The sequence below is a fragment of the Sphingomonas glacialis genome, from assembly GCF_006439055.1.
Taxonomy (GTDB): Bacteria; Pseudomonadota; Alphaproteobacteria; order Sphingomonadales; family Sphingomonadaceae; genus Sphingomonas; species Sphingomonas glacialis_A.
Genome location: NZ_RCZC01000009.1, coordinates 161,454 through 177,760, shown reverse-complemented (window position 1 = coordinate 177,760; position 16,307 = coordinate 161,454). Strand labels below are relative to the sequence as shown.

Genomic DNA, 16,307 nt, shown 5'->3' with positions numbered 1-16,307 from the left:
TAAAATCCGGTAAGGCCGCGTGCGGGCGGTCTTGGCGTTGGGGAAATCGGGGGAGGAACAATCCCACACCTTGCGATGCGCGAGATGAGACGCAGCGTCCCTAAGACCGACGCATAAAAATCCGACGAACCCGGCACTCCCGCCGCCTCCCTGTGTTTATGAAGCGTTTGCTGCGCCCGAAGCGACGCCCGTCCGACAGGAGTTTCCCGATGCCCTACGCCATGCCCTACACCGCCGACCCTGACCGCTACGACGGTCGCATGCCGTATCGCCGGTGCGGCCGCAGCGGGCTCGACCTGCCGGCGATCTCGCTCGGGCTGTGGCAGAATTTCGGCGGCGCCGACGTGTTCGAGACCGGTCGCGCAACCCTGCGCCGTGCGTTCGACCGCGGCGTCACGCATTTCGATCTCGCCAACAATTACGGCCCGCCCTACGGCTCGGCCGAGGAGAATTTCGGGCGCGTGCTGGCGACCGATTTCGCCGGCCACCGCGACGAGCTGGTGATCTCGAGCAAGGCCGGCTGGGACATGTGGCCCGGGCCATACGGCGACGTCGGCGGATCGCGCAAATATCTGATCGCCAGCTGCGACCAGAGCCTCAAGCGAATGGGGCTCGACTATGTCGATATCTTCTATTCGCACCGCGTCGATCCCAAGACGCCGCTCCAAGAGACGATGGGCGCGCTCGTGCAGCTCCACCGGCAGGGCAAGGCGCTGTATGTCGGCATCTCGTCCTACTCGCCCGAACTGACGCGCAAGGCGGCGGAGATCCTGCGTGCGGAGCGCGTACCGCTGCTGATCCACCAGCCGAGCTATTCGATGCTCAATCGCTGGATCGAAGCGGCGCTGCTCGACACGCTGGCCGATCTCGGGACGGGCTGCATCGCCTTCTCCGCGCTCGCGCAGGGGCTGCTCAGCAATAAATATCTCGGCGGCGTGCCGGCGGACGCGCGCGCCGCGAAGGGCGGATCGCTGCAGGAGACGATGCTGTCGCCCGAGACGCTCGACCGCATTCGCGCGCTCAATGCGATCGCCGAACGGCGCGGACAGACGCTCGCGCAGATGGCGATCGCCTGGGTCTTGCGCGATCCGCGCGTAACCTCGGCGCTGATCGGCGCACGCACGATGGCACAGCTCGACGATTCGCTCGATGCGCTGCAGCGCCTCGACTTCGACGAGGCCGAGTTGCGCGAGATCGACCAGTATGCGGGCGAAGCGGATATCGATCTCTGGAAGGTCTCTTCGACGCTGGCGTGATGCCGGCGCTTGCACGGGCGTCGTCGGGTTGCGGTGGGGTCGGGCACGAACAGCCCGACCACGCAGCCGTGGCGACGCCCCGTGGCGAAGATCGTGCCGATCGCGTCGAGCCGGTCCAGAACGTGCAGCAGACGTAGCCCCGGTGACGCGCGAGTTCTGACCGGCACCGAGCGGGTCTTCCGTCACGCTCGGCCATGGCATCGCGCGGCACCTTACCAAAATCTCGAAATGCCCATCACGTTTCGGAAATGCGCTAGGCACGCTCCGGCTATCGTGACCGAAATCGCTGCCCGCGCTCATGCTGGCGGCCATGATCGCCCCCCGTGCGACAAATGTGCACCGAACGACTGGAACCAACAATAGTCGGTCATTTCCCGCAGGCTGTCACAAGTCGTCCATATGCGGGTGTTACGCTCTGGTGATTCCGAGCCCCCGCCCCTGCAATGCCTGCTGCAAAGTCCCTTCCTATGTTGATCGATCGGCGCACCTTCCTCAATGGCGCCTCCAGCCTTGCCGGTATGGCCAGTATCCCCGGCTCGGCGAGCACGCCGCGTGTAGGACACGGGTCGATCGCGGATATCGAGCATGTCGTGATCCTGATGCAGGAGAACCGCTCATTCGACCATTATTTCGGGACGCTGCGCGGCGTGCGCGGGTTCGCGGATCCGCGGCCGGTGACGCTGCCGAGCGGCCAGCCGGTCTGGGCGCAGCGCCGCGCCGACCGCGATGGCGGGCGGATCGCCTGGCCGTTCCGGCTAGATTACACCGCGACCAACGCGCGCTGCTTCACCGGGCTCGATCATAGCTGGAAGGACAGCCAGAACCGCTGGCGCAACTGGGACGTATGGGCCGAGCAGAAGGGCCCGCTGACGATGGCGCACCTGACGCGGCAGGACATTCCCTATTATTACGCGCTCGCCGACGCCTTCACGCTTTGCGACGGCTATCATTGCTCGCTGCAGGGGCCGACCGGACCCAACCGCTTGTATCATTTCAGCGGCACCAACGGGCTGAGCGTCGGGCAGGAGGGCGTGTATTGCGTCACCAATGGCGGCACCGACGATAACCCCGGTGCCGACATGGCGAAGGACGATCCCAAGCTCGCCGGGCTGCCGTGGCGCACTTATGCCGGGCGGCTCGAGGATGCGGGCGTTTCCTGGCGCTTGTATCAGGAGCTGGCCAATTATTCGGACAATCCGCTCGGCTATTTCAGCGAATTCCGGAAGCTCGATCCGAACTCGTCGCGCTATCGCCGGGGCCGGGCGTTCGTCGACTGGATCGACGGCAAGGCGCCGGCCGACCCGGAGAAAACGCGCGCCGCGCATCTGATCGCGGCCTTCACCGCCGATGTCGCCGCCGACCGGCTGCCGGCGGCGTCGTGGATCGTACCGATGATGGAGATGAGCGAGCATCCCGATGCGCCGGTGCCCTATGGCGAGGTGCTCGTCGGCAGCATCGTCGCAGCACTCGCCGCCAATCCGAAGGTCTGGGCCAAGACCGCGCTGATCGTCAATTATGACGAGAATGACGGCTTCTTCGACCATATCCCCGCACCGGTACCCGCGATCGACGCGCGCTATGGTGCGAGCAATGTCGATGTGCGCAGCGAAACCTATCAGGGGCAGCCGGTCGGGCTTGGCCCGCGCGTCCCGATGACGGTGATTTCGCCCTGGACGCGCGGCGGCTGGGTCAATTCGCAGCTGTTCGATCATACATCGGTGCTGCGCTTTCTCGAAAAGCGCTTCGGCGTGGCCGAGCCCAACATCTCGCCGTGGCGCCGATCGGTGTGCGGCGACCTGACCTCAATCTTCGACTTCGACGTGACGCCCGAAGCGCGCGCCGATGTCGGCTGGTTCACGGCGCTGCCGTCGGTCGCCGACTATGTCGCGCAGACGCAGCAGCTCTGCCACACCGCGCCACCGCCGCCGATCGCGACCGCCACCAGCGTGCCCGTGCAGGAGCCGGGGACGCGACCCGCGCGCGCGCTGCCGTATCGCTTCGCGGTCGAGCCGCATTGGAGCGCGGCCGGGCTGGCGTTGCGCTTCGTGAATAGCGGCGGGGATGGCGTGGTGTTCGGCGTGCAGGACGAACTGCGCTTTCCGGGCTGGCGCTATTTCACCGTCGCCGCGCAGTCGACGCTCGAAGAGACGTGGCCGATCGCGAGCGAAGGCTTCGCGCTCGTGGTGCGCGGGCCCAACGGGTTCTTCCGGGAGTATCGCGGTCGGCACGACAGCGCGCTGCTCGAGACCGAAGTGGCAGCGTCGGGAGCCGTGCTCGTCCGCAACCGCGCCGAGGTGGTGCAGGCCGTGACATGCCATTGCGCGCATACCGGCGTGACCCAGCATCTCGCGCTCGCGCCGCAAGCGAGCAGCGCGTTCGCGGCGCCAGCGCAGCGCGAGCATCGCTGGTACGACCTGTCGATCGCGTCGGACCACGGCGCGCGCCAGCGTCTCGCCGGCCATGTCGAAACCGGCGGCGCTGACATCAGCGAGCCGGCGCCACGCTTCGCGCATCCGGCCTGACGCGCCCGCTTTCGCGCTTGTCATAATCGTGTTGTCAGCCGCGCGTAGGCGCAGCGGCTATGGCGACCACGATTCGAGGAATGGAAACAGAGGGTTCGGCGGGCGCCCCGTCGCCGATCCGCGACCGGCGCTTCGTCGGGCTGGCGATGCTCGAATTCTGGGAACGCTTCGCCATGACCGGGGTGAAGTCGCTGCTCGTCCTCATCCTCGCGGATCAGATCTTCGCAGGCGACCTGCCGCGCGCGTTCGGAGCGGGGGTGCTGCGCGACGCGCTCGGCCAGTGGTTCGGCCCGCTGTCAACGACCGGCCTCGCCTCGCAGGTTTATGGCTATGCTGGGGCGTTGCTCTATCTCTCGGTCCCGCTTGGCGGGCTGATCGGGGACTATGTCGGTAACCGCCGCGCGCTGCTCTATCTCGCAGCGGGCGCGATGCTCGTCGGCCTGTTGCTGATGCTCCAGGTCACCGGCTTCCTGCCGGGGCTCGCGCTGTTCATGGCCGCCACCGGGACGCTCAAGGGCAACCTATCGGTCCAGGTCGGCCAACTCTTCGCCAGCGAGCTCGAGCGGCAGCGCGGCTATGCGATCTATCTCGGTTTTCTCAACGCCGGCGCGATTTGTGGGCCGCTGGTGTGCGGAACACTCGCCGCACTCGCTGGCTGGACATATGCGATCGCCGCCGCGGCGCTGGCGGTACTGATCGGGATCCTTGGCTATGCCGTCACCACCGCAGGATCGGCGCGCCTCATTGGCGACGTGACCCCCGACGCGCGCCAGAACGGCTCGCACGGGCGAGCAGTGCTGCCGTCCAGCGCGATCCTGGTCGCGGCGATCCTCAGCATCTATTTCTGCTGGGCGGCGTATGAGCAGGTCAGCGACATCTTCCTGCTCTGGGCGCGCGCGCGGGTCGAGCTGCATATCGCGGGCTGGTTGATGCCGGTCGCCTGGTTCGTCTCGCTCGACGGGATCTTCACGCTGCTGCTGATCGTCGGCGCACAGGCGTTGTTTCCGTGGCTCGCGCGGCGCGGCATCGCGCTCGGCGCGCAGGACCATATCCTGCTCGGCGGGTTGGCCTGTGCCGGCGGCTATCTCGTCCTGGCGCTGGCGGCATCGCAGGACGGTGCGCTGTCGATCGGGTGGGCGCTGGCGTATCTGGTGCTGGTCGACTTGGCGGTCGTGCTGGTCTGGCCGAGCGGGCTCAGCCTGATCGCCGCGGTCGCGCCGCCGCGCTTCGTCGGCTTATGGACCGGAATCTTCTACCTCCACGGCTTCTTCGCAAGCCTGTGGGTCGGCATCAGCGGCGGCTATTACGGGCGGATTCCCGATAGCTGGTTCTGGGCGATCCAGGCCGGGGTGGCGGGGATCGGCGTCCTGCTCGCGGTGGCTGCGGCCGCTTTGCGCCACCGCAGCCGGAGGCTTCAGGCGACCACCACTTCGGCGTGAGCGAAAGCGCGCGCAAAGCCGTCGTCGAGCGGTGCGTCGGTCACGAGAATGTCGACATCGGCGCATTGCGCGGTCTGCAGCAGCGCGTAGCGCCCGAACTTCGACGCATCGACGCCGAGCAGCACGCGCTCCGACGTGGCATAGGCGATCCGGCTCATCTGCGCCTCGCCCGGGTGGAAATCCATTAGCCCGCGGTCGAGGCTGATCCCGCCGACCGACAGGATCGCGAGATGCGGCGTGAAGCCGCCGACATAGGCCTGCGCCTGATGGTCCGAGAAGGCGCGATAATCATAGTCCATCTCGCCACCCGCGAGAAACAGCCGGTTGCCGTTAATCGCGCCCAGATCGCTCGCGACCTGGAGCGAGTTGGTCACCACCGTCAGCGCACGCCGCTCGACGAGTTGCCGCGCGATGAAGATGCTCGTCGTACCCGAATCGATGAACAGGATCGCGCCGTCGGGCACCAATGCCGCCGCCGCGCGCGCGATGCGGACCTTGGCATCGGCATTCTCCTCCATGCGCTGGTTGAGCGGCCCCTCGAGCACGGGTACGGCAAGCCGCGCGCCGCCATGTTCGCGGATGATGACGCCCTGCTCCTCGAGCGTGCGCAGCTCGCGGCGGATCGTCTCGTCCGACACGTCGAGGGCCGAGGCGAGGCTGAGGACCGACAGCGTGCGGCCGCTGCGCAACCGCGTGACGATTTCCTTCTGACGGTCTGTTCGCTTGTGAATCGCACCCTCCCTGGGCGGTATCGCCGCCGGTCGTTGTTTTGGGGGCCGCGCGACGCCTGTCAACGTCGCGCGGCCCCTCCAAGCCGTCCTCAGAAGCCCAGGCGGAACTGCAATCGCGCATAGAGTGGCGACTGATAGGCGAGCGGCTTCTGATAGTTGGGGTTGGCCGCATCGTTGCTGAGCTGCCCGGCCTGGTCATAGGCCGTCACTGACTTGGTGTTGAGCAGGTTGAACACGTCGAGCCGGAGCGAGGCGTCGAACTGCTTGGGCACGGGCAGATGGACGATCGCGCTGACGTCGAGCTGCGTCAGCCACTGCCCGTCGAACGCGGTGCCGCGCGGGACGAGCGTGCCGTTGCAGTAATAGCTATAGCCATGATAGCCGTTCGCCGCCGCATCGATGCTCGCCGGGACGGTGCCGATGCAGCTGTTATGCTGCGGCGACTGCAGCACCAGATTGCTGCCGAGATCGAGGAAATCGAACGGGCGATAGCTGCCATAGGCCTTGATCGTATGGCGCCGATCGTTGGGCAGATAGCCGTACGCGCCGTTGGTGAAGGCCGGCGTGTCGAAATCGGCACTCCGGTTGACCGCGAGCTGACCGTTTTCGGAGCGGACGCCGCCCTCGTAATTCCCCTTGTCGATCGCCCAGGTGTAGGACGCCGACAGGCTCCACACCTTGTCGAAGCTGCGGTCGAAGGTCAGCGTCAGCGCGTTATAATGGCGGCTCGGCTTGGGGTAGCCCAGGTCGCCGGCCTTGAGCGTCGCCACCGGGGTGGTGCCGTCGGGCAAAGCGTTGATCTGCGTCGTGATGTCCTTGCCTGGATTGGCGATCACGAAATGCCGCCCGCCGGGATACGCCGCGAGACACGCCGCGGCGGAGAAGCCCTTGGTCGCGCAATACGCGCGCTCGCCCATGTCGACCGAGACGTCGTCGATGACGTTGGTCAGCTCGCGATGCGTGAAGCTCGCGCCGATGCGGATGTGATCGCTGATCTGGCGGGTCGCGCCGAAGATCAGCTCATTGTCGGATTGTGCGGTTAGATTGGCGGCGATCTGCCCGGCCGGGCTCGAGGCCTGGCCGGTCGCGGTGACGATGCAATTGGCGATCTTGGTATCGGGGCAGGCGGTGAAGCTCGCGTTGAGGATCGGCGTGCCGGCATTGGGCACGTTGCCGGTGGCGCTCAGCCCGTTGAGCAGATTGTAGCGCGTGTAGGTCAGCAGCTGGCCAGCGACGTTGAGGTTGATGTCGCCCGCGAGCGGCAGGTAATATTTGCCGAAATAGCCGAACGCCTTGGTCTTCCCGTCGCCGAACACGTCGTACGACGCCCCGAGCCGCGGCGCCCATTGGTCGCCCGAATTGTAGAAGGATTTGCCGCTGACGCCCTGGTTGCTGAAGCGATCGTCGCGCACGCCGAGCTGGAGCCGCAGGCGGTCGTTGAGCAGCGACCATTCGTCCTGCAGGTAGAGTGCCTGGTTGCGCACCGTGCCGACGCCGTTCTGCGAATAGACGCGCGTCGTGTAATAATCGGTCCCGATCGGAACGCCGTAATTGGTCGCGCCGGCGGCTGCCGTGAAGATCTTGTAGAAGCCGCTGCCGATCGTCTCATAGGTCTGCGTCTGGGTGTCGCGCTCATGGTCGTAACCGATGCGGACGTGATGCGCGCCGAGCAGCTTGAACTGCAGATCGGCATCGACGCGGTAGAACTGCCGCTCGTCGTCGGTGTGGCTATAGGCGTCGGTCACCTTGTTGAGCCCGATATCGGTGCCCGCGCTGTTGGTACGATAATCGAGGACACGCGAATTGACCGTATCGAGCGGCACGTTGCCCGAACGCAATTTGTTGACGCCGTACGCCGCCGACATCGTCAGCCACGGTGTGAAGGTGCCGGTATAGCGCCCGACATAGTTGATACCGCCCGCCCGGCTGTCGGTGCCGCCGGTCTTCGCGCCGAGCGTGTTGGTCGCGCGGTCGTACGCATAGCTGCGGGTATGCGTGTCGTTGGTGGTGTCGAAATAGGTGAATTCGAAATGATGCGCGCCGCTGATGTAGCCGTCGATCTTGCCGCCCCAGAAGGGGCTGGTGTTGGTGACGCCGGTCGCGTTGTTCTGGTCGGACGCGGGCGTCATCGAGCGGATGTTGCGCAGATTGTAGAGGCCGTAGACGAACAGATGGTCCTTGATGATCGGCCCGCTGCCCTGGAACACCAGTTCCTGGCGGCTGGCGGTCGAATCGCGATTGTTGGTGCGGTAGGTGTTGGGCGAGGACCCGCGCAGGTCGTTGGGCTCCCACGTGCCGGTGATGCTGGCGTGATAGTCGTTCGACCCCGATTTGGTCGTCGCGACGACATAGCCGCCGGTCGCGCGGCCGAATTCGGCGGGCGCGCCGCCGGTCTTGACCTCGACCGTCTGGTAGAAGTCGAACGGCACCTCGGTCGGCTGCAGGCCCGAGACGAAATCGGTGACGTTGAGACCGTTGATGTAGAATGCGTTCTCGGTGAACGACGCGCCGGCGAGCGACACCTGGTTGGAGAAGCCGCCATTGGCGCCCGACGAGCCCTGCACCGCACCCGGCGTCAGCAGCATCACGTCGCGCAGCGTGCGCCCGATCGGCACGCGCGTCTGCAGCGAGGCGAGGTCGATCACCGCGCCGGTGGTGGTGTCCTGGAAATCGGCAACGCGCTGGCGGCGCCCGGTCACGACGATGTCTGAGGCGCCGGCGGGCGGGGCGAGCGTGAAGCTGTTGGCGCCGCCGGTACCGCGGGTGAGCGCGATGTTCTTCTCGCTATAGGGCGCGAAGCCCGGCGCGGTGACGGCGAAATCGTAATTGCCCGGCGCGAGCTGCGGAATGGTGTAGGCGCCCGATTCGTTGGTCGCGGCGACGCGGCTGATGCCGCGATCGGACGAAGTGATCTTCACCTCGGCATTGGCGATCGGAGCACCATCCTCGCCAATGACGCGGCCCGATGCGGCGATGTTGGTATAGTCCTGCGCCTGCACTGGCTGGACGAACAGCGTCGCACACGGAACCGCAGTCCCGAGCAAAAGTACGGCGCGCACGACGACGGCGCGCGAAAATCGCGTTGAGCAGCTCACGGTTTGATGTCCCCCTCAGGCAGATAGGTGCGACGCGGGTGAGTCCCGCTCGCCTTGATCCCGGCCCTAGACGCGCGCCGTGGACATTTTGTGACTATCGGGAAAGAAATCCACACGCGAGATGGATTGCGTGTCGGTGACGGCCCGCTGGCGATCGCATATGCATCGATAGCCAAGACACGCCGGTGGAGACGACACGCCATTTCGATCGCCGAGCGTGCCTAGGTCAATCGCAGGCACTCAAGGATGTTGCTTGAGTGAGCGCGCCGATCAGGAGCGCCCCGGTTCCGCGAAACGCGTCACACTCCAGAAATGGATACGCCCCCTGGCCCATTGCAGCGCGTTGGCTTGGTACCATCGTCGCGCGACTCATGCGCCGCAGCGAGGCCCAGAACGGTTGCGCAGGCATGCGAACCGATAGAACCGAGCCTAGACGGCGAGCGCCCGTTTTCCGGGGTGATGTCAATATATGTGGACTGTTGCGGCGGGCTCCGAACGAGCCCTTGGCGGAGACGGAGGGGTTCGATATTATCCATTAGGTTGCTGTTTTCCCGATGTTTTTACAACTTGGAAGTCAGAAAATACCCTGGAACGCGCCCCGTAAAATAAGCATTTTATTTTAATCCCTTAAGTCAATATTTCGATTCCTTGCTTGAGATTCGAACCCTCAGACGGCAACTACTCGGGAACAATCGGACTTCATTCGGGGGAGGCCACCGCAGCCTTGAAGCGTGCCGCCCCGGCCAGCGGCGCGGACTATGACAGCGTTCGCGGCCGCATCAGTAAGCGCTGGGCGCGCCAGGGTGACAGCGTCTTCACGCTCGACGTCACGCTCCCGCCCAATATGCGCGGTGGAGTTCATATGCCGCTCGCATCGGGAACACGTGTGCTCAAGGAGGGGCGCCCGCTGACCGGTCGTGCAGGCATGCATATCGTGTCGAGCGACGCGTCCAAGGCGGTGATCGCGATCGGCAGCGGCCAGTACGGCTTCTCCACCGCCTGAGGCGATCGTCATCGCCGTCCGCGGCCGGACCGGTCGGTCAGTCAGTCGTCTGCCAGGCTCCCGGTTCGTGCAAGGCGAGCAACGCGAAGAAATCCTCGATCGTAAGGCGCGTGTCGAGCACATTGAAAACTCGCGCCGTACGCCCTGGAATCTCCTCGCCATAGCGTCCGTCGAGCTGAATGCGCCGCGCTGGGCGGACTACCGAAAGGCTACTCTCCGCCGACAGAGCGGTTAGCAGCACGGTCGCGCTGTCCCCCATCGCCCAGCTTCCGCCGATCTTGATGAAGGCGGGAAGCTGCAGGAACCGATCGTAAAGCCACCGCCCAAGCGGTGAGGCACCCCGTAAACGAACGCTCATTTCGGCGACCGACATTTGGAGCTGGCGATACGCTGGCTGTGGAACCTGCCACAGCGGAATCGCGGACTCCTCAATGACGTGGCGGGCCGCTGCGATATCGCCCGCCAGATTATATTCCCAGTGACCATCGGGATAGGCGCCTCCGCCTATCCAGACCAAAGTTGCCCGCGCTGCAATGCGTGGTTCAATCCGCAGGGCAGCGGCGATGTTGGTCAGCGGCCCGCCGCAGGTGATGAACAACGGCAGCGGATCATCGCGCATCGCTTCGGCAACAATAGCCTGCGCCGCCGCGGAGACTTGCTGAGGACCATCGCCGAAATGCTTGGCGCCCGCGATCACCGGAACAGGCGGGAAGGCGCCCTGAGCGATGAGGTCGGCGGCGATGCCTCGACCAGTCTTGGCGCTTCCGGGCACTGCAGATTCGGTGCTGCGATAGGCATAGAGCGGCGAGCTGGTGACCAGTGTCGTTCGGGTGGTGGAGGCCATCAATTGGTGCGCCAGTGCAATCAGCGCGTCGGGGTCGCCGGCAAAGTCGTTATCGACGATAATCCTGGCTGAGCGTTGCTGGGGAATCTTTGTGCCGGGCGCCGCCACGGCGCGCCGGGGCAAGACCACCGCGGTCGTGGCGAGCCCCGAGCCGAGAAGGATGGAACGGCGATCTACTGGGAAGCGCGTCACGGCCTTCTCCTCAAGGTTTAACCGTTTCGGTCCAGCGCTCAAACATTGCATCGGGCGAAAGTCAGCGATTCGCGACATTCGGCGAAACGCCGCCCTAACCCGCTACCTTGACGAAGCGATCCGTAAAACTCCGGGCCCGCAGCGGCGCGTCGGAACCGGGAGGGCGGATCATCCAGCAATCTTCCGTGTCGAGCTCGGCGACATTGACCCAGTGTGAAGGACAATGATCTGCTGGATGATCCCAACTTCGTGAAACGATCAATCGGGATTTCGCCACGACATCAGCCGCAAAGGTAGCGGTTGCAGCGCAATCGCCGAGGGGAGGCCGCCGATCTTGCCGCAACCTCCCCGTCGTGCATTAGAATCGGAACTGCGCAGACAGACCGATCGTCCGAACCGAATCGAGCCCGAACTGCTGGGTGTAGGACAATAGCGGCGTCGCCTGCCCGCGCGCGTTGCGTGCATTCGCGTCGCCCGAGTCCACACCGATTGCGGTCGGCGTGATCTTGTTCGTGCAATTCTTGCAGAACAGCGAGAGACGCAGCGCCTTGCCGACCTTGGCGCCGACACTTGCGCCGAAGATATCGACCGCGCTGACCGTCGCGCCCGGTGCCTGGCTCACGACATAGTTGATGCTCGAACGGTGATACCAATTGCCTTCGATGAACGGCGCCACCGGCCCTTCGGTCGGCACTTCGTACATCGCCTGGAAGCTCGAGGTGAAGGCCGGCGCGGCGGGAAGCCGCAGCCCCGACGCATCGAACGTCTGCACCGTCGCCGAACAGCCGCGCGTGGTCTGCGTGGGATAGCATTGCGCGCCAGTGAAATTGTCGAACTTCGACGACAGGAACGACATGCTCTCATTGATGCTGAATCCGGCGAACGGACGCAGCCCGACCGCCACTTCGACCCCCTTCGACGTCACCTTGGCCGCGTTCTGGACAAGGAAGGACACCGTGGTGGGGTTAAACGCCTGGACCTGGAAATTGTCGAACTTGGTGTAGAAGGCGGAGACGTTGAACGTCACGCGGCGATCAAGGAAGCTCGTCTTCACGCCGATCTCGCCGGTATTCGACGTCTCGCCCCGCACGATCACGTTCGCCGTCGCGGTCGGGAAGGTATCGTTGAAACCCGGCCCCTTATAGCCGCGGCCATAAAAGCCATAGGCCATGATGACCGGGGTCACCTGATATTGCGCGCCCGCCTTCCAGCTGAAGTCGGTATTGCCATAGCTCGACGAGAAGGTGCCGCGCGGACCTGCCAGTGCCGAGAAATAGTTGAGCTGATTTTGTACGCTGGTGATGTCGATATCGTCGCGAGTCACACGCCCGCCGGCAAAGGCGGTCAGCCCGGCAGCGATCGTGTAGGTCAGCTGGCCGAACGCGGCATAGCTCTTGGTCCGCAGCACATAATTGATATCGCTGCCAATCTGGGCGACGTTGCTGACCGTGCAGCGCGGCGTCGTGCCGACGATCGCCCCGACGCAGAACGGCGAACCGCCCACGGCCGAATCGGGCGTGTAGCTGTTGCCGGCCTGGAAACGCTGAAGGCTGAGGTCCGACTGGAAATAATAGAGCCCGGCCTGACCGCTCAGCCGCCCGGACGACGGCAGCGCGAGGCGCAGCTCGTTCGAATATTGGTTGTACTTCGCGTGGGTTTCGTTGCGGTTCAGCCCGTTCGACGACAGATAGTCGGTGTCGAAATTCTGGTCCTGCTTGTAATAGCGCCAGGCGAACAGATTGCTCAATTCCCAGCCGCTGCCGAAATTGTAGCTTACCTTGGCCTGCGCCCCGCCGGTAGCCAAGTCGCGATACTGATCGGCATCGCCACCGAATTTGAGGTTTTCGGACCCAGCGACGATCGCGTTGGCGGCGAGCGGCCCGGTGTTGAGGCTGTTCGTGGCGACCTGGCGATAGGTGACATCGCCGATCCCAGCGATGCCATGGCTCTCGTTATAATCCCCGATCAGGTAGAACGACAGATCATCGGTCGCCTGCCAGAAATACTTGCCCTTGAGCGACAAGGACCGCGCATTGAGGTCATGCCGGGTGCCGTTCCGCGGCGTGCCGACATAGGTCGTGCCGGGCTCCTGATACGAATAGAGCATGTTGAGACGCAGCGCCGAGGTCGCGCTGACCGGGATGTTGAGCGTCTCGCGGGCGATGATGCCAGGTGCCGTGCCGCGGCCGCCCAGCGTATCGCGCGAGGCGAATTCCAGATCGGTCGCGCTCGACGCCACGCCGAGCACCGGGCGTGCGGTGACGATGTTGATCAGGCCGGCCGAGGCATTCTTGCCGAACAGCAGGCCCTGCGGCCCGTTGAGCACTTCGACCCGCGTCAGATCGTTGAGCAGCGGCGTGTTCAGGATCGGTCGGCCGAGATTGACCTCGTCGATCGCGGTCGCGACGCTGCTGTCGATCGTGCCGGCAAACGCGAGCGTGCCGACGCCGCGCACCGAGAAGGTGTTATCGATCCCGACCTGCAGGGTCGGTGCCGCGCGCGAGATCTGGGTGAGGTCGTTGAGATTGCGCGAGGTCAGCGTTTCTGCCGACAATGCTGTCACGCTGACCGGAACGCGCTGCAGGCTTTCGCTGCGGCGCTGTGCGGTGACGATGATGTCGCCGGCCGCCGCCGAGTCCGGATCGACTTGGGCGCTGGCGATGGTGGACGGGGTAGCCGATGCTTCGGGTGCTGGGCCTGCGGGTGGCGTCGCATCCTGCGCAAATGCCGGCGCTACGAACGGCGGCATCGCGGCGAGCAAAAGTGCTGCTCTGAGTCTCATGACCTCTCCTGTCTTGACCATTTTCTTATGGAATCGGCCTAACTGGTCAGGCCATAGCGCTCAAATTGATTATTTTTCTTACCAACGATTTGTATAATTTATCGATTCATTTACGGAAGAAGATGCGCCGTACGGTTCAGGGTCTCGATCTCAACCTATTCGTCGCGTTCGAGTCGCTGATGGAAACGCATAACGGTGCGCTTGGCAGCAATCGCCTGGGACTCAGCCAACCCGCCGCCAGCGCCGTGATCGCGTGGCTGTGCGACAAGACTTATGTCGTCGCCAGCTGGGGCTAGCACCCGATCTTCCAAGGCTACATCACGACCGAGGATGTCTTTCGCTACGAGCATGTGGCGGTCTCGATCGGCGGACCGCTCGGCTATACCGTCGGGGACCGGCGGCTCGACCTGCTCGAGCATCGGCGCGTGATCGAGTTCGACGGCATCGTTCAGCTTAGCGCCCTACCTTTTTGTCGGCACGATGCGGTTGAGCCTGATGGACGAGGAACTGGCGCGGATCTCCGCCAAGAGGTTCGAGATCCAATATCGACCGCTGCCCTTCGCGTTCGAGCCGCTCCGCGAACTGGTACAGATACACGGGAGCCGTGTGGCCGACCCGGGCGTCCACTGGTTGAGCGAACAAATCCGCGCGCAAGCGGCACGTGTCGACTTAGCTATCGCGCCGCCACGGTCACTGCCCCGCGGGTCCGATGGCCGTCCTCGGTGTCGAAGCCGGCGATCAAACTGAAATTGTTGAACGGATCGTTCTGAAGAAGCGTCGTGAATTGAAGCCTCTCCTATTAGGGAAAGCCATCGATCACGATCCGTAGATTGAATTTCCGCTTGGCCTAAAACATTCCTACCCTCGCCTCCAAGCGGAGAAGGCCTAAGCCACGCCATTCTACTGGCCGGATCGATTGCGCCCATGGCGTCGTACGATTGGGCTGCACCTGAACTGGCAGGCCGATCCCGCGCTCAGCGAACGCAGTTCATATCGGAACCCATTATGCCAATCCTTAATCGTCGCGACCTGGTTGTCGGCGGATCCGCGGTCTCGGTCGCCGGGGCGGCGCTCCTCGCCGATCGGCTCCAGGCCAAACCGCCGGCCAAACGCTTCGCTAAGGATTTCCTGTGGGGCGCCGCGACCGCCGCCTATCAGGTCGAAGGCAACAACGTCGGTAGCGACGTGTGGACGGTCGAACACGTCAAGCCGAGCGCCTTCCGCGAACCATCGGGCGATGCATGCGACAGTTTCCATCGCTGGCCGCTGGATCTCGACATCGCGCGCAGCCTCAATCTTACCTGCTATCGCTTCTCGATCGAATGGGCGCGGATCGAGCCCGAGCCCGGCCAATTCTCGGTCGCGATGCTCGATCATTACCGTGCCATGCTCGACGGATGCCGCGCGCGCGGGTTGAAAGCGGTGGTGACCTTCAACCACTTCACTTGCCCGCGCTGGTTCGCGATGCGAGGCGGCTGGACCAATCCCGAGGCGCCGCAGCTCTTCGCGCGATTCTGCGACCGCGCGGCGCGCGCGCTCGCGAGCGGGATGCACGCCGCCGCGACGCTCAACGAACCCAATTTGATGCGGTTGCTGCGCTATAAATTGCCGCCCCAGGCGCTCGCCGGAAGCGAGGCGGTCCAGGTCGCCGCAGCCCACGCGTCCGGCTCGGATCGCTTTGTCGCAACGATGATCGAAAGCGCGGCGCAGACCGAGGCGGTGCTGCCGATCATGATCGCGGCGCATCACGCCGGACGCGCCGCGATCAAGGCGGTGCGCAGCGATCTGCCCGTCGGCGTTTCGCTCGCGATCGAGGATGACCAAGCGGTCGGCGCGCCGCAGGGACGCGACCGCAAACGCGCGCTATGCTACGATGCCTGGCTTGAAGCAGCGCGCGGCGACGATTTCGTCGGCGTACAGAATTACGAACGCGCCCGCATCGGCGCGGCCGGCACGCTTCCGCCGCCCGCGGACGCGGTGCGCAACGCGGCTGGCGCGGAAATCTACCCGGCGTCGCTCGCGGGTGCCGTCCGCTATGCGTGGGAGACGGCGCGCGTCCCGGTCCTCGTCACCGAACACGGTGTCGGCACCGCCGACGACCGGCAGCGCGCCGCGCTGATCCCCGCCGCCCTCGACCATCTCCACGATGTGATGGCCGAGGGCGTGCCCGTTCTGGGCTATATCCACTGGTCGCTGCTCGACAATTTCGAATGGGTGTTTGGCTACGGGCCAAGATACGGGCTCGCCAGCGTCGACAGTGCGACGTTCAAACGCACGCTCAAGCCCAGTTCCGCTGTCCTTGCGGCGATCGCCCGCGCCAACGCTGTGTGACTCAGGAACCAGCCGCGAACGCAGGATGAACCGAAGGGCCGGATCAGCGTGAGAACCAAACCTATCGGTAGTAATGATCTTCGTCGCTGGGCAGGAATGTCTCGCCGGAATC

General features: G+C 64.7%; 10 protein-coding genes. 6 read left to right on the top strand and 4 right to left on the bottom strand.

The window, feature by feature from the left end; genetic code table 11:
* Nucleotides 1-209: 209 nt before the first annotated feature.
* From mgrA to EAH76_RS21250, 3 genes are all read left to right on the top strand, one after another.
* Nucleotides 210-1,256, top strand: a complete 1,047-nt coding sequence (gene mgrA, locus EAH76_RS21260) for an L-glyceraldehyde 3-phosphate reductase (RefSeq protein WP_140852263.1) — start codon at nucleotides 210-212, stop codon at nucleotides 1,254-1,256.
* Between the two features lie 467 nt (nucleotides 1,257-1,723).
* Complete coding sequence (locus EAH76_RS21255) at nucleotides 1,724-3,778, top strand: phosphocholine-specific phospholipase C (protein WP_140852262.1); 2,055 nt, start codon at nucleotides 1,724-1,726, stop codon at nucleotides 3,776-3,778.
* 59 nt (nucleotides 3,779-3,837) lie between these two features.
* On the top strand, nucleotides 3,838-5,217 hold the full coding sequence (locus EAH76_RS21250; RefSeq protein WP_241659825.1) for an MFS transporter: 1,380 nt from the start codon (nucleotides 3,838-3,840) through the stop codon (nucleotides 5,215-5,217).
* Here EAH76_RS21250 and EAH76_RS21245 read toward each other — a convergent pair.
* The gene (locus EAH76_RS21245; protein WP_431358004.1) at nucleotides 5,193-6,011 is read right to left on the bottom strand and encodes a DeoR/GlpR family DNA-binding transcription regulator; all 819 of its coding nucleotides are present in this window, start codon (nucleotides 6,009-6,011) and stop codon (nucleotides 5,193-5,195) included. The two genes, EAH76_RS21250 and EAH76_RS21245, sit on opposite strands and share 25 nt — an antisense overlap.
* A 26-nt stretch (nucleotides 6,012-6,037) precedes the next feature.
* On the bottom strand, nucleotides 6,038-9,043 hold the full coding sequence (locus tag EAH76_RS21240; protein WP_140852261.1) for a TonB-dependent receptor: 3,006 nt from the start codon (nucleotides 9,041-9,043) through the stop codon (nucleotides 6,038-6,040).
* 724 nt (nucleotides 9,044-9,767) lie between these two features.
* Between EAH76_RS21240 and EAH76_RS21235 the strand changes: the two genes are divergently transcribed.
* Nucleotides 9,768-10,046, top strand: a complete 279-nt coding sequence (locus EAH76_RS21235; protein ID WP_140852260.1) for an alpha-L-rhamnosidase C-terminal domain-containing protein — start codon at nucleotides 9,768-9,770, stop codon at nucleotides 10,044-10,046.
* A gap of 37 nt (nucleotides 10,047-10,083) precedes the next feature.
* Here the strand turns inward: EAH76_RS21235 and EAH76_RS21230 are convergent, their stop codons facing one another.
* Nucleotides 10,084-11,082, bottom strand: coding sequence for a nucleoside hydrolase (locus EAH76_RS21230; RefSeq protein WP_161989111.1), 999 nt, complete (start codon nucleotides 11,080-11,082; stop codon nucleotides 10,084-10,086).
* Nucleotides 11,083-11,440: 358 nt separating this feature from the next.
* Nucleotides 11,441-13,864 (bottom strand): TonB-dependent receptor, encoded by a 2,424-nt coding sequence (locus tag EAH76_RS21225; protein WP_241659823.1) that lies wholly within the window; start codon nucleotides 13,862-13,864, stop codon nucleotides 11,441-11,443.
* 122 nt (nucleotides 13,865-13,986) lie between these two features.
* On the opposite strand from EAH76_RS21225, the gene EAH76_RS24035 reads away from it, so the two are divergent.
* Together EAH76_RS24035 and EAH76_RS21220 are read left to right on the top strand one after the other, a co-directional pair.
* Nucleotides 13,987-14,160, top strand: coding sequence for a hypothetical protein (locus EAH76_RS24035; protein WP_161989110.1), 174 nt, complete (start codon nucleotides 13,987-13,989; stop codon nucleotides 14,158-14,160).
* A 715-nt stretch (nucleotides 14,161-14,875) separates the two neighbouring features.
* Entirely contained in the window at nucleotides 14,876-16,195 is a 1,320-nt protein-coding gene (locus EAH76_RS21220; RefSeq protein WP_140852306.1) for a glycoside hydrolase family 1 protein, read from the top strand.
* The last annotated feature ends 112 nt before the right edge of the window (nucleotides 16,196-16,307 follow it).

What these genes read in the sequence shown, in the direction of transcription:
- mgrA (WP_140852263.1), top strand. Translation starts at nt 210, where the DNA reads ATGCCCTACGCCATGCCCTACACCGCCGACCCTGACCGCTACGACGGT.
- EAH76_RS21255 (WP_140852262.1), top strand. Translation starts at nt 1,724, where the DNA reads ATGTTGATCGATCGGCGCACCTTCCTCAATGGCGCCTCCAGCCTTGCC.
- EAH76_RS21250 (WP_241659825.1), top strand. Translation starts at nt 3,838, where the DNA reads ATGGCGACCACGATTCGAGGAATGGAAACAGAGGGTTCGGCGGGCGCC.
- EAH76_RS21225 (WP_241659823.1), bottom strand. Translation starts at nt 13,864, where the DNA reads ATGAGACTCAGAGCAGCACTTTTGCTCGCCGCGATGCCGCCGTTCGTA.
- EAH76_RS24035 (WP_161989110.1), top strand. Translation starts at nt 13,987, where the DNA reads ATGCGCCGTACGGTTCAGGGTCTCGATCTCAACCTATTCGTCGCGTTC.